Genomic DNA, 14,857 nt, shown 5'->3' on the forward strand with positions numbered 1-14,857 from the left:
ATATGAATAAATATCCAATCGATTATTTTAGAGAAATGTATTCTCATACACAATAAATTATAAATAAAAGGAGTTACAGGATATGAAGAACAAATTGTTCATCATGATGCTAGTACTAGTAATAGGTGTACTTGCAGCATGTGGTACTAAAGACAATAATGCAAGCAATACAGGATCTACTACGGATACAGAGGGTAAGCAAGTATTAAAAGTTGGTACATCAGCCGATTATGCGCCATTCGAATATGTGGATGCAGCTAAAGGTGAAGAAATTATCGGATTTGATATTGATTTAATCAAATTAGTTGGAGAAAAAATAGGCGTTGATATGCAAGTACAAGATATGGACTTTAACAGTTTAGTGCCAGCACTACAAGCAGGAAAAATCGATGTCGTTATTTCTGGTATGACACCGAACCCAGAGCGTGAAAAAGTAGTTGATTTCTCAGATAAATATAATGAAACAGAGCAAGTAATCCTTGTTAAAAAGGATAGCGGTATTAAAAAAGAAGCGGACTTAGCTGGTAAAAAAATAGGTGTACAAACAGCATCTATCCAGGAAAACTTAGGTAATGAAATTGCGAAAAAGGTTGATGTAGCAGTAGAAGGACGTACACGTATCCCTGAGATCGTTCAAGATATGATGTCTAAACGTTTAGACGCAGGTATTTTAGAGGGTGGCGTGGCGAAAGGGTATTTAAAAACGAATGATCAATTAGAAGCTTTCCCTGTAGAAGAACAGCCTGAAGATTTCAAAGCAATCGCTGTTCCAAAGGGAAGCGATTTGAAAGATAAAATTAACCAAGCTTTAAAAGAGCTAGCTGAAGAAGGCAAAATCCAAGAGCTAGAAGAAAAATGGTTAGAAAAAGTTGAATAATAATCGCGTGCGATAGCTCTACTTTTGGGCTATCGCTTGTGCTTTTCATTATTATCCTTTAAGCCTCTATCAAATTTGTGTTGGGTACAAAAACACAGCTACATCATGATGAAAAGAAAGGAGGGAGCGCTGTGAATTTAGATTTTACAGCTATCGTTCCCTCTATTCCTTATATTTTAAAAGGGATAGGTGTTACACTTCAAATTGCAATCGGTGCATCCATCATCGGTTTTATCGTAGGTATACTTTTAGCATTATGTAAAATTGGTAAAGTGAATTTTTTACGTTGGTTTGCCGATTTCTATACGTCGATTTTCCGCGGTACACCACTTGTATTACAATTATTAATTATTTATTATGCAGTACCACAATTACTAGATATCCAAATTGAGCCTATTCCAACAGCTATTATTGCTTTTGGTTTAAACTCAGGTGCATATATTTCAGAGATTATCCGTGCTGGTATCAATGCAGTTGATAAAGGACAAATGGAAGCGGCACAAGCACTGGGGATTCCATATGCAAAAATGATGAAGGATATTATTATTCCCCAAGCAGTAAAAAATATTTTACCATCCTTAGTAAATGAATTTATTACATTAAATAAAGAAACGGCAGTTGTGACAGTAATTAGTGCATTAGATATTATGCGCCGTGCCTACATTGTAGGGGGTTCGACATATCGTTATCTTGAGCCATTACTTTTTGCAGGGGTAATCTATTACATCATGACGCTTGTTTTAACGTTCCTTGGTAAACGAATCGAGAAAGGAATGAGAAAAAGTGATTAAAATTGAAGATTTACACAAATCCTTTGGACAGAATGAAGTATTAAAGGGTATATCAACTGAAGTTAAAGAAAAAGAAGTAATTGCGATTATTGGACCCTCTGGATCAGGTAAATCGACATTTCTTCGTTGCTTAAACTTATTGGAAACTCCTACAAGTGGAAAAGTAACGATTGCAGGGGATGTCCTTACAGATAAAGGGACAAATATAATGAAAATACGTGAAGAAGTAGGTATGGTATTTCAGCATTTCCATCTTTTCCCACATAAAACGGTGCTTGAAAATTTAACCTATGCGCCAATCAATGTGAAGGGTATGGATAAGGCAACTGCTATCAACAAAGCAGAAGAATTACTAAAGAAAGTAGGTCTGTTTGAGAAGCGTCAAGAATATCCAAATCGCTTATCGGGGGGACAAAAGCAGCGTGTTGCCATTGCGCGAGCACTTGCCATGGACCCTAAAGTTATATTATTTGATGAGCCTACATCGGCACTTGACCCTGAAATGGTTAAAGAGGTATTAGCCGTTATGAAAAACCTCGCCGATTCTGGTATGACCATGTTGATTGTGACACATGAAATGGGCTTTGCTCGAGAGGTTGCTGATCGTATCCTTTTCTTAGATGGCGGCAAGCTAATAGAAGATGCTTCACCAGATCAGTTTTTTACAGCGCCATCAACACAGCGTGCAAAGGATTTTTTAGAGAAAGTTTTATAAAATACAAAAGGCATTTAGCTTCCCTGTTTAGACGAGAGCTAAATGCCATTTTTATTTAAAAGAACATTTCAAATAGAAATAGGCTCCTGCAGGAAGTTTATTGTTAAGGAGTCTTCCGGCAATTCATATTATATTGGGATAAATTTGTAACAATAACTTTGCAATTTCCCCACCCACCTCATCATAGCCCCGATGATTAGCTATTCCTATTTTTCATTTAGTAGTTTCTCTCTTAAAAGCGACTAAAGCGTCAATCATATGTGTTTTAAATTGGGGAGAATTGTCGCAAACCCACCCTACTTCTCGCTTATTCCTTTATAAAGCATGGAGCTTCGCCAATAGCAAACTTGTATTTGAACATTGTTGAAGTTAAAAAAGAATGCTCCTAGCTTCACTAATCATAATAAAAGGTTAAGAAAAATTAACCTAAAAAATGGAATGATTTCATAGTGAAATCTATTGACCTATAATATAATGAAAAAAAGGCTAAAAGTCACCAAATAAATGCAATAATAGTCTTTTTACTTGGGTATTAAGGATTAGTTATTAATAGGGTTTATAAAATCTGAATTTTTAGATAAATGAAGTGATGGAGATATGCCACACATGGTTTATGATTCTATAATCATTAAGATTTTCAATAAAAGGATTTTGCCAGGTTTCCAAGGTAATGGAGGAGGAACTTATCTAATTAGCAATCTTCAGCAAAAGGCAAAAGAAGAAAATAAACCAGTGATATTGCAAGTTCTTCATACAAATCCTGCAAGAAATCTATATGAGAGACTAGGATTTCATGTAGTGTCAACTGATGAACTCTATTTAAAAATGAGGTGGCAATAAACGTATCAAGTCTTTTGAAGCTGATTCCCGTCCATTATTAAAATCTAAAGTGAGGTGAATGTGAATTGCCAATATCAAATACGGCTTTACAGACATATGAAGAAAATTTACGGCAAACGATTCAGTGCTTTTTCAATTTAGAGGGACAAGTCGAAAGTGTCATTGTACACATTGACAGCAATATCAAAAAATATATTCAAAAAAAAGAAAGAAGATTTTTATTAGCAAGTAAAAAGAAAGAAAAACATCTCGAAGAATTAAGAATACTACAATCGGATTTACAAAAATCCTTAATTGGTATAGCGCATGTCAAACAGCTACTAGTCAATGAAATAAACACTTTGCAAAAAAATAACAGAGAATTACAGCAAACTTTTAAGGAAATGCTTCCCCTACTTCCATTTGCAGTATCAAGCATCCCTTTTGAGACAAGTTTTTCTTCAAATGTTCAATTCAACATATTGCTGTCCCTCTTAATTGAAAAAGAGATAGTAACAAAATTACCCCTTCTAACTGCAACAATTGAATCGAGTCAAGTAAATGAAATAATAGTAACCCTAGACAAGTTTGATGTGAACATAAAAGAGCAAATAAATGAAGCAAACAACAGTGTTGCTAAATTAATGTCAATCATAATGGATACTGAAAATGAATTGGACAAACTATTTGGCGATGTCGTCTCTAATTTAAATCAAAGTGATAAGTTGTCAGAATCGCCCTATACGCAACAGGATGTCATTACTGAGATTAAGAGCAAGGGAGAACAGTTGAAAATATGGGCGGACCATTATCAAATGCTTCATACAATGTTTGAAAAAGATATGGAATTCCAAGAAGCTTTACATCTAACGGCAAAAGTATTAAGCGAAAGTTTAGAGGAACCAGCACAAATCTATCAAAACCAGAGAGTTTTACAAGGAGCTTATCTACTCGAAACAGGTGCGAACTATATGACACTAGCACAAGATGTAAAGCTATCAGAACAACAGGCAAAGCTGTTAGTAGCAGCATACTTATTGCTAAACCAAGAGAGCATAGCAGTAGTTGCTGAACAAGTGAATTTAGAATTTATGGAGATTGAAGCTTTTTATAAAGAAAATAAAGAATTATTTTCTTTAATTATTTCCTAATCAGAAAGGAGAAAATGCTATGCCAATTTCGGAATATCAATTAGACAACTATGTAAAGGAACTTCAACCCAGTATTAAAAATATAATTGAACTAGAAGACAAGCTTGGAAAAGCCGGTGGAGATATAGACAATATTTTATCTAAATTAAAAGATGAAGGATTTGACCTAGGTGCATGGCTTGGTGACAATCTATTTCGGACAGATAACCCGAAAAGGAAAGAAACAGCTATTCAACTGTTAAATGACTTAAACAATGAATTAAGTAATGCAAAAATTGATTTAAATATTTTAAAGCATGATATCCAAGATGAATTAAATACTTTATTAAAAGAGTATGGGGACTGGAAAACTTACTTTGATAATAGGTTACCATTTATTGCGTTTTCCATAGCTGTACCTAAATTCCAGGCTTTTAATCCCTTTCATCGATTAATGCTAGGGTTCGTATTAACCGTCGTATTGAAAGATATATTACTACCTATATTTGAGGTATTAGGGTTAGGTGTTGTAGGTCTTATTGTTGTGGTGGTGTTAATAGATGGAATAATTCAAGGCGAAAAAAGAATGGAGCTATTTGAAAATATCCAAAAAGAAACAAAAGCTGCGATGGAGGATGTTAAAAAGTTAAGACAGGATATCAATGATGTGCAGGTGCAAGTAAATGCCTTTTTTGAAGATGTGGCAAAGAGCTTTCAAGAAACAGGCTTGTTAACAAAGCCATATACAAACCATCAGGAGCTAGTATCGTTCGTTAAACAACAGGCTGGCACATTAAGACGTTGGTCGGATCAATATGATTCGATGAAGCGAATGATTAATAAAGGCTTAGATATTGAATTTTCAGCAGAAGTTGTTGCTGCAAATCTAGTAAATAAACAAGGTGATGAAAATGAATTAGACAATTACAGCAAACTGTTAATGGGTGCCTACCTTATTGAAATGGGAGAGCAAAATAGTGTTGTTTCTCAAAAGCTTGATATGTCCCTAGAAAGAATTAAAAAAGTAAAAGCAACCTACATGTTATTTAAAATGCATACGCCAGATGAAATTGCACAAGTCTTGGAAATGGATGTAAACGAAGTTATGACAATTCAAGAGACGAATAGCGATTTAATAGCAATTGTTAGTTAAAAAATAATTTTAGAATGGATGGATAATATGGCGATTACAGAAGCGACATTAGCAACCTATGTAGAAGAATTACAACCTTCCCTAAAAAATATTTATGAGGTAGAAGACAAGCTGGCTGAATGTAAAGAGGGAATTGATAGTATCATTTCTAAGCTATTGGACGAAGATTTAGAGATTAGTGCTTGGATTGGTGACCATATATTTCGTACAGATAACCCAGAGCGAAAGGCACAAGCAATTAAGCTTTTAAAAGAGCTGAAAAGTGAGTTAAGCGGAACAGCAATTGACTTAAATATTTTAAAGCATGATATCCAAGATGATTTAAATAGTTTGCTAATGGAATTTCTAGAATGGCGAAAGTGCTTTAAAAATACGCTGCCACTAATTTCCTTATCAATCGTTGTGCCTTCTTATAAAAAAATCACTTTAGATAAATACGTCGCGCTTACATTATTTGTAGTTAATCAATGGATTGGAAAAATAAAAGTGCTGGATAGCTTAGTTGCAAAACTTGGTACGGTTGGTGCAATAGCCGCTGTCCTTTATCTTATTACAGGTATTATTCAAGGGGAATTACGGAAAGAGTATTTTGAAAATATTCAAGCAGAAACAAATAAGGCAAAAGAGGATTTAACTAAGACAAAAGAAGAGATTAATCGTGGGCAAAGCCAAGTTAATGCTTTCTTTAAAGATCTTGCAAAGACTTTTAAGGAGACAGGACTTTTACACGATAGGGATGTAAATCATCGAGAGCTAGTTTTCTTAGTAAAGGAGCAAAACTATACTTTACGCAAATGGTCGGATCAATTTAGTGCTATGAAACGGATGCATGAAAAAGGGATGGATTTATCTGTGGCAGCGAGTATAGCTGCAGAAGCATTATGTAAAAACGCTGTGGACCAAAATGAGCTACAAAAAGTCACTAATACTTTATTAGGCTCGTATTTGATTGAGAACCATACGGATTTAGCTGAAATCTCAAATACTTTAAAAGTTTCTGGAGATCAAGCAAAGAAAATAAAGGCTATGTACATGTTATTTACGAAGCACACACCATCCGAGATAGCAAGAGTTTTAGAAATGGAAGTCCACGAAGTCGAATCTATAAAAGAAGAAAATAAGGATATTTTAGCGAGTGTTGCTTGAAATTGATTGAAATTTCGGAAAAAGGGGTGAGTAGCTTAGCAAAAATGAAAGATAAAGTGAAATTGAGAGTGGCATTACCTGAAGAGGAAGATACCCTTTATTCATTATTTGTATCTACAAGAAAAAGTGAATTTGCCATATTAGAATGGGATGAGCAACAAATAGAAGGTTTATTACGCATGCAATACGATGCTCAAAAAGCTTTTTATCAGCAACAATTTCCTAATGCTAAATATGAAATCATAATGTACGAAGGTTTAGGAATTGGTAGATTGATCACCGAGATACAGCAAGAAGCAATACGTCTGATTGATATTTTTATAATTCCCGAATATAGAGGGAGAGGAATCTGTACAGCGCTATTGAGGGAATTTCAGCATGTAGCTGCTGAATTGAGGTTGCCTATAGAACTTAATGTGTTGATGGGAAATCCTGCACAGAGGTTGTATGAGAGATGTGGGTTTGTTGTTACCGGAGAGATAGTGCCGCATGTGATGATGGCGTGGCATAGGAATTAATAAATGGTTTTTTGAATTTGAACTTGTTAAGTAGTTTTAGCATTGGAGTTAAAGTGAGTGTCGGAGAACCTTTTCAAGCATATTTGAATTAAAGGAACTTTCCCACTGTAATAATAAATAAAATTAAAGTGAGGTATAAATTATGGCCGAAATGTATATAGGATCTATTGTGGCATGGTCAGCACCATTTGCTCCAAAGTACTGGGCGTTTTGCAATGGTCAAGAACTTCCAATTCAACAGAATCAAGCTTTATTTGCTGTATTAGGAAATCGATATGGTGGAGACGGACAGAATACTTTTTGCTTACCAAACCTGAATGGACGTGTACCAGTAGGTGCTTGTGGGAAATGGGGAATGGGAGGAACTATACCACAAGGGGTCACGCCATATAATTTAGTACAGACTGGCGGTGTGGAGAAAGTAACACTTTCTCCATTGAATATGCCACAGCATACTCATAGTGCAACTACGTCTACATCTAATTTAACTGTAAGTAATATGAACGTTGCAATCCCAGCCGCCTCTCAAGGGGGAGGAAGTAATTCACCAAATAATGCAAGTCTTGCAGCCTCTGTAGATCAAGGTATGGGAACAGCAGATTTTTATACGACGGGAACTACGGATACAACCTTGAAGCCATTTCTCATCTCTGGTGGAACAGTAAGTGGGAATGTAACAACTACGATTTCTCCAGCTGGACAATCGGCGCCCTCTGCATTGGATATTCGGCAGCCTTTCCAAGCAATGAATTATATTATTTGTATTCAAGGTTGGTTCCCTACTCCAGAATAAATAAAATCTATTTTTAAATTTAAATAAAATCAAAGTGAGGTATATTATGGCGGAGAATTACACAGGAACGATTGTAGCATGGCCAGCATCATTTGCTCCACAGGGCTGGGCATTTTGCAACGGTCAAGAACTTTCAATTCAACAGAATCAAGCTTTATTTGCTGTATTAGGAGTTCGTTATGGTGGAGACGGACAGAATACTTTTTGTTTACCAAACTTGAATGGACGTGTACCAATAGGCGCGTGTGGAGATGGGGGAATGGGAGGAACTATACCACAAGGAATCACGCCATGTAATCTAGGACAGACTGGTGGTGTGGAGAAAGTAACACTTTCTCCATTAAATATGCCACAGCATACTCATAGTGCAACTACGTCTACATCTAATTTAACTGTAAGTAATATGAACGTTGCAATCCCAGCCGCCTCTCAAGGGGGAGGAAGTAATTCACCAAATAATGCAAGTCTTGCAGCCTCTGTAGATCAAGGTATGGGAACAGCAGATTTTTATACGACGGGAACTACGGATACAACCTTGAAGCCATTTCCCATCTCCGGTGGAACAGTAAGTGGGAATGTAACAACCACAATTGTACCAGCTGGACAATTAGCGCCTTCTGCATTGGATATTCGGCAGCCTTTCCAAGCATTGAATTTTATCATATGTATCCAGGGGATATTTCCTAGTCAACAGTAGGTGGTGCAAAATGCTAGATTCATATAACATTCCTTTATTTGATACATAGAAGGAATAGTTTTGTTGGAGGAGATATTTATGAGACAACGTTATAAGAAAATAGTAAGTATCCTACTAATCTTTCTATTATTTTTTCAATGGATACCCAGTGCATTTGCTGATTTTACACTAGCAACACCACCAAGTGTAAGCTATAAAGCAGTGGCTTATGGTGATGGTAAATATGTGGCTACTTCTTTGGGGACGAATACTAAGGTTTATTATTCAACAAATGGATCATCATGGACACAATCAACTACTATAACTGCCCCCCAAACGATTAATTCAGTCGTTTATGAAAATAACCAGTTTATAGCAGTTGACAACTCATCTAATTTTTATACGTCATCGGATGGGCAAACATGGACAACAGCTACTTCAGTAGATAGTACTACCCCTCTTCATTCAGTAACATATGGATATAATAAATATGTTACTGTTGGTAATTTAGGTAATATGTATGTATCAAGCAATGGGGTGACATGGCAAAAAAAAACCCCACAGACAAATAATCTTTATGGTGTAATATACGCTAATAATCAATTCGTCGCAGTAGGGCATGGTGGAACGATATTGACATCTGCAGATGGGGAAAATTGGTCAATGCAAACCTCTAATACCACGAATATTTTAAGATCAGTAATTTATGCAAATGGTCAATATGTAGTCGTTGGTCAATCTGGAACGATTCTCACCTCACCTGATGGCATAGCTTGGACAAAGCAAGATAATTTACCGGTAGGTACAACTTCTATCCTCTTAACTAGTGTATCTTATGGAAATGGTTATTATGTAACAGTTGGAGCTTCTGGTAAAGCATATTACTCATCAGACGGAATAAATTGGACTGAACATGCAACTGGTTTAGGTAGCATTCTTTTACAGGGGGTTACTTATGGAAATGGTCAGTTTGTAATAGTCGGTAATAACGGAACCATATTATATGGGAATCCAGATGTACTTACTCAAGTTCCCATAGTTATAACCTTAAATCCAGCGACAAGTGTTACGAGTACAGGTGCAACAGTAGGTGGGAACGTAACTTTTGATGGAGGAGCAGAGATTACAGAACGTGGAATTGTTTATTCGACGAGCACCGAACCAACTACGGAGAATAGTGAGAAAGTAACTGCTATTGGAACAACGGGAGCGTTTAGTGTTGATCTATCAGGTCTTAATCCAAGTAGTACTTATTATTACCGAGCGTACGCGAAAAATTCGGTGGGGACTAGTTATGGTGAAAATGAGATGTTTGAGACACTAACTGTTTTGCCAGAATTGGGAGGCACGGTAAGCATCACAGGAGAGGCTAAGTATGATGGTGTGCTAACCGCGGATATTAGTAGTATCACGTATACACCAACAACGACAGCGGATGTGCCGACCTATCAATGGTATAGAGGGAACACGGTTATTCCAGGAGCGACCTCATTCACATATACGTTGGTAGAGGCCGATATCGGTGAGAAACTCAAGGTTACAGTTACTGCCGATGGAACGCATGCGACAGGAAGTGTAACGAGTGGAGCGACGGCAACTGTGGAAAAAGCGAATGGTCCAAGTGCACCTTCAGCACCAACTGAAGCCAGTAAAACGCCGACAAGTATTACGCTAAATGGAGTAGCAGGTCAAGAATACAGTAGAGATAACGGGACGACCTGGCAGGATAGTCCGATCTTTAGTGGACTCACTCCAGATACGGAATATATGTTTATCACGAGAGTGAGAGAAACTGCGACTCATAAGGCATCACTAGTAAGTGCAGGGGCACCAATCCAAACTCAACCTATAGCGATTCCAGTAATAGGAGGCACGGTAAGTATTGCAGGAGAGACAAAGTATGGAAACGTATTAACCTCGGATATTAGTGGCATCACGTATACACCAATAACGGCATCAGATGTACCAACCTATCAATGGTATAGAGGGAACACGGTTATTCCAGGAGCGACCTCATTCACATATACGTTGGTAGAGGCCGATATCGGTGAGAAACTCAAGGTTACAGTTACTGCCGATGGAACGCATGCGACAGGAAGTGTAACGAGTGGAGCGACGGCAACTGTGGAAAAAGCGAATGGTCCAAGTGCACCTTCAGCACCAACTGAAGCCAGTAAAACGCCGACAAGTATTACGCTAAATGGAGTAGCAGGTCAAGAATACAGTAGAGATAACGGGACGACCTGGCAGGATAGTCCGAACTTTAGTGGACTCACTCCAGATACGGAATATATGTTTATCACGAGAGTGAGAGAAACTGCGACTCATAAGGCATCACTAGTAAGTGCAGGGGCACCAATCCAAACTCAACCTATAGCGATTCCAGTAATAGGAGGCACGGTAAGTATTGCAGGAGAGACAAAGTATGGAAACGTATTAACCTCGGATATTAGTGGCATCACGTATACACCAATAACGGCATCAGATGTACCAACCTATCAATGGTATAGAGGGAACACGGTAATTCCAGGAGCGACCTCATTCACATATACGTTGGTAGAGGCCGATATTGGTGAGAAACTCAAGGTTACAGTTAGTGCCGATGGAACGCATGCGACAGGAAGTGTAACGAGTGGAGCGACGGCAACTGTGGAAAAAGCGAATGGTCCAAGTGCACCGTCAGCACCAACTGAAGCCAGTAAAACAACAACAAGTATTACGCTACATGGAGTAGCAGGTCAAGAATATAGTAAAGATAACGGGACGACCTGGCAGGATAGTCCGATCTTTAGTGAACTTACTCCTAATACTGGGTATATGTTTATCACGAGAGTGAGAGAAACTGCGACTCATAAGGCATCACTAGTAAGTGCAGGGGCACCAATCCAAACTCAACCTGTAGCGATTCCAGTAATAGGAGGCACGGTAAGTATTGCAGGAGAGACAAAGTATGGAAACGTATTAACCTCGGATATTAGTGGCATCACGTATACACCAATAACGGCATCAGATGTACCAACCTATCAATGGTATAGAGGGAACACGGTAATTCCAGGGGCGACCTCGTCCACGTATACATTGGTAGAGGCGGATATTGGTGAGAAACTCAAGGTTACAGTCACTGCCGATGGAACGAATGCGACAGGAAGTATAACGAGTGGTGAAACAGCTTTCGTGGAAAAAGCGGATGGACCAAGTGCTCCGCCAGCCCCAACTGAAGCCAGTAAAACAGCGACAAGTATTACGCTAAATGGGGTAGTAGGTCAAGAATATAGTAAAGATAACGGGGCAACGTGGCAGGATAGTCTAATTTTTAATGGACTAATCCCTGAAACGGAGTATACATTTATCACGAGAGTGAAGGAGACACCCACTCACAAGGCATCACTGGTAAGTAAAGGAACATCGATCCAAACACAAACTCAAACTGTAGCGGTTCCAGAAATGGGAGGTACGATAAGCATCACGGGAGAGACGAAGTATGGAAGCGTGTTAACCGCAGATATTAGTGGGATCACGTATACGCCACCAACGACAGCAGATGCACTAACCTATGAATGGTATCGAGGGAACACGGCCATTTCAGGAGCGAACTCTTCCACATATATGTTGGTTCAAGCAGATATTGGAGAGACGATTAAAGTAAGAGCCAGTGCCGATGGAACAAATGCAACAGGAAGTGTAATGAGTGGGGAAACAACTATTGTGGAAAAAGCGGATGGACCAAGTGCTCCGCCAGCCCCAACTGTAGCCAGTAAAACAGCGACAAATATTACGCTAAATGGGGTAGTAGGTCAAGAATATAGTAGAGATAACGGAACAACGTGGCAGGACAGTCCGATCTTTAGTGAACTAACGCCTGATACAAAGTATACGTTTATCACGAGAGTGAAAGAAACGGCGACGCACAAAGCTTCATTAGTAAGTGAAGGAACCCTAGAGAATACTTCTGTGATTAGTACGTTTACTATCACCTACAACGGCAATACAAACACAGGGGGCACAGCTCCAACAGATAGTGAAACGTATGAGCAAGGAGAAACTGTAACAGTTCTGGGTAATACAGGAAATCTGGTAAAAGTGGGTTACACGTTTGAGGGCTGGAACACGCAAGCAGATGGAAGAGGAATAGATTATGCACCAGCTTCAACTTTCCTAATGGGTAGTGAAAGTATCATATTATATGCAAAATGGAAGCCAGTGACTGTGACTTATACGGTAAGCTTTGATGTAGCGGGGGGAAGTCCTGTCTCTAATCAGACGGTGGTACATGAAGGAAAAGCAAGTCAGCCAACCCCAGCACCAACGAAAGCTGGCCATATATTTGAAGGCTGGTATACGAGTCCTGCCTATACAACACCATATGATTTTAATAGTGCCATTACTAGGCACACAACGATATACGCAAAATGGATACCAATAACGTATACGGTGCGTTTTGATGTCAACGGAGGAAGTGCCGTCTCAAATCAAACGGTAGAGCATGGGAAAAAAGCAAGTCAGCCAGCCCAAGAGCCAACGAAAGCGGGCTATACATTCGGTGGTTGGTATATAAGTAATGCTTATACAACACCATATGATTTTAATAGTGCCATTAACGAGAACACAACAATCTATGCAAAATGGATTCCTGGGATGTATACAGTGAGGTTTGATGTCGACGGCGGTAGTGCTATCTCAGATCAAACGGTAGAATATGGGAAAAAGGCAAGTCAGCCTAAGATTGAGCCAACGAAAGCCGGCTATACATTTGTTGGCTGGTACACAAATAATGCCTACACAACACCATTTAATTTTGATACTGCGATTACAGCTAACACAGTGATCTATGCAAAATGGATTAGTAATGATACAGGTGGCGGTAATACTGATCCTTCACCAAATCCTGATGCAGGTTCAACAACACCTTCAACCAACGTAGAGGAAATTGTGGTAGATGTAGAGTCGGGTGATGGTGACCTCGTCTCTAAAACAACGGTAAAAAGAACAAAAAACACCGACAACACAATCAGGGATGAAGTGTTATTAACACCAGAGAGCGCAACAGAGACGATTAGGAAATTAAAGGAACAAGGAAATGATAAAGCAAGAATCATTATTCCGGATCAACAGGATCAAGTAAATCAAGTTCATGTGTCTATACCAAAAAATGTGGTGACACTTCTACAAAATAGTGCAGTCCATCTTGAGATTGTCACAGATAACGTTAGAATTGAAGTGCCAAAAACTTCGTTGGAAACGTTTAATGATAATCTCTATTTCCGACTTGTTCCTATAAAAGAGCGGGCTAATCAATTGGATATTAAAGAACAAGCTAAAAAGGAAAGGGCTGTACAGCAGTTGGCAGGAAGTACGGTTGTTGAGTTGCTTGGTCGTCCAATGACCATTGAAACAAATATGCAAAGCCGTCCCGTTATATTAACCTTACCTCTACCAACTGATTTAACACGTGAACAGCTTAATCATCTGGCTATTTATATCGAGCATAGTGATGGCACAAAAGAAGTTGTACGTGGGAAAGTTGTAGAATATCAAAAGGGAATAACAGGTTTACAGTTTGAGGTGAATAAGTTCTCCACCTTCTCCATTCTCTACTTACCAGAGAAGGAAGAAGTGAAGGAACCAACTACTGATGGTGTTACACATCTACCTTATATTCAAGGCTATCCAGATGGTACCTTCCGTCCAAATGCTCCTGTTACAAGGGCACAGATGGCAAGTATGTTTGCTCGTCAATTAACAGGTAATGCCATTCCCCAAGCAAAGGCAACCTATACAGATACATTCCAACATGATGCTAAAGATGCAATCGAATTCGCGAAGGAGAAGGGTCTGTTTAAAGGGGTTACAGCAACTAACTTTAATCCAAACGGCTTGATTACACGTGCACAGATGGCTACAGTGGCTGCCCGCTGGATAGAACAGCAATGTGTAGAACGTCCTGATGCAGATTTCTGTCCACCAACCTCACCAAGTGCAGCATTCAAAGATGTGAGCGTCCATCATTGGGCAGTGAAAGCAATTGATACTGTCAATGCAGCGGAGATTATGACAGGAGTAACAGCAGATACATTCAATCCAGATGGTTTTTTAACACGTGCACAAGCAGTGAAGGTATTAAATCGACTGTTTGAACGTCAGGTACTAACAGAAGTCCAAACACCATTATTTACAGATGTGCTAAGACAGCATTGGGCATTTTATGAAATTCAAGAAGCGGCAAAAAAATAAGCTAAAAA

The 14,857-nt window shown here is 38.6% G+C and carries 11 protein-coding genes; all 11 read left to right on the plus strand.

Features of this window, described 5'->3' with window-relative positions:
* Nucleotides 1–82: 82 nt before the first annotated feature.
* The 11 genes from MKZ14_RS00900 to MKZ14_RS00950 all read left to right on the plus strand — a co-directional run bounded on the left by MKZ14_RS00900 (nucleotide 83) and on the right by MKZ14_RS00950 (nucleotide 14,849).
* Nucleotides 83–877, plus strand: a complete 795-nt coding sequence (locus tag MKZ14_RS00900; RefSeq protein ID WP_036075293.1) for a transporter substrate-binding domain-containing protein — start codon at nucleotides 83–85, stop codon at nucleotides 875–877.
* Between the two features lie 131 nt (nucleotides 878–1,008).
* The gene (locus MKZ14_RS00905) at nucleotides 1,009–1,668 is read left to right on the plus strand and encodes an amino acid ABC transporter permease (RefSeq protein WP_036075291.1); all 660 of its coding nucleotides are present in this window, start codon (nucleotides 1,009–1,011) and stop codon (nucleotides 1,666–1,668) included.
* Nucleotides 1,661–2,383, plus strand: a complete 723-nt coding sequence (locus MKZ14_RS00910) for an amino acid ABC transporter ATP-binding protein (protein ID WP_312124587.1) — start codon at nucleotides 1,661–1,663, stop codon at nucleotides 2,381–2,383. Before MKZ14_RS00905 ends, MKZ14_RS00910 begins: the two co-directional genes overlap by 8 nt.
* A gap of 606 nt (nucleotides 2,384–2,989) precedes the next feature.
* Nucleotides 2,990–3,223 (plus strand): GNAT family N-acetyltransferase, encoded by a 234-nt coding sequence (locus tag MKZ14_RS00915; protein WP_016992394.1) that lies wholly within the window; start codon nucleotides 2,990–2,992, stop codon nucleotides 3,221–3,223.
* 65 nt (nucleotides 3,224–3,288) lie between these two features.
* Nucleotides 3,289–4,353, plus strand: coding sequence for a hypothetical protein (locus tag MKZ14_RS00920; RefSeq protein WP_339280569.1), 1,065 nt, complete (start codon nucleotides 3,289–3,291; stop codon nucleotides 4,351–4,353).
* 19 nt (nucleotides 4,354–4,372) lie between these two features.
* The gene (locus MKZ14_RS00925) at nucleotides 4,373–5,485 is read left to right on the plus strand and encodes a hypothetical protein (RefSeq protein ID WP_339280570.1); all 1,113 of its coding nucleotides are present in this window, start codon (nucleotides 4,373–4,375) and stop codon (nucleotides 5,483–5,485) included.
* Between the two features lie 27 nt (nucleotides 5,486–5,512).
* The gene (locus MKZ14_RS00930) at nucleotides 5,513–6,631 is read left to right on the plus strand and encodes a hypothetical protein (protein WP_333006327.1); all 1,119 of its coding nucleotides are present in this window, start codon (nucleotides 5,513–5,515) and stop codon (nucleotides 6,629–6,631) included.
* The gene (locus MKZ14_RS00935) at nucleotides 6,628–7,149 is read left to right on the plus strand and encodes a GNAT family N-acetyltransferase (RefSeq protein WP_333006328.1); all 522 of its coding nucleotides are present in this window, start codon (nucleotides 6,628–6,630) and stop codon (nucleotides 7,147–7,149) included. The genes MKZ14_RS00930 and MKZ14_RS00935 overlap by 4 nt, the downstream gene beginning before the upstream one ends.
* A gap of 142 nt (nucleotides 7,150–7,291) precedes the next feature.
* Entirely contained in the window at nucleotides 7,292–7,942 is a 651-nt protein-coding gene (locus tag MKZ14_RS00940; protein WP_339280571.1) for a tail fiber protein, read from the plus strand.
* 46 nt (nucleotides 7,943–7,988) lie between these two features.
* Nucleotides 7,989–8,639 carry a tail fiber protein gene (locus tag MKZ14_RS00945; RefSeq protein ID WP_339280572.1) on the plus strand — a complete coding sequence of 217 codons (651 nt, stop codon included), beginning with the start codon at nucleotides 7,989–7,991 and terminating at the stop codon, nucleotides 8,637–8,639.
* 78 nt (nucleotides 8,640–8,717) lie between these two features.
* The gene (locus MKZ14_RS00950) at nucleotides 8,718–14,849 is read left to right on the plus strand and encodes an InlB B-repeat-containing protein (protein WP_339280573.1); all 6,132 of its coding nucleotides are present in this window, start codon (nucleotides 8,718–8,720) and stop codon (nucleotides 14,847–14,849) included.
* The last annotated feature ends 8 nt before the right edge of the window (nucleotides 14,850–14,857 follow it).

Origin of the sequence: Lysinibacillus sp. FSL P2-0066, from assembly GCF_037969495.1 — a bacterium.
GTDB classification, from domain to species: domain Bacteria; phylum Bacillota; class Bacilli; order Bacillales_A; family Planococcaceae; genus Lysinibacillus; species Lysinibacillus boronitolerans.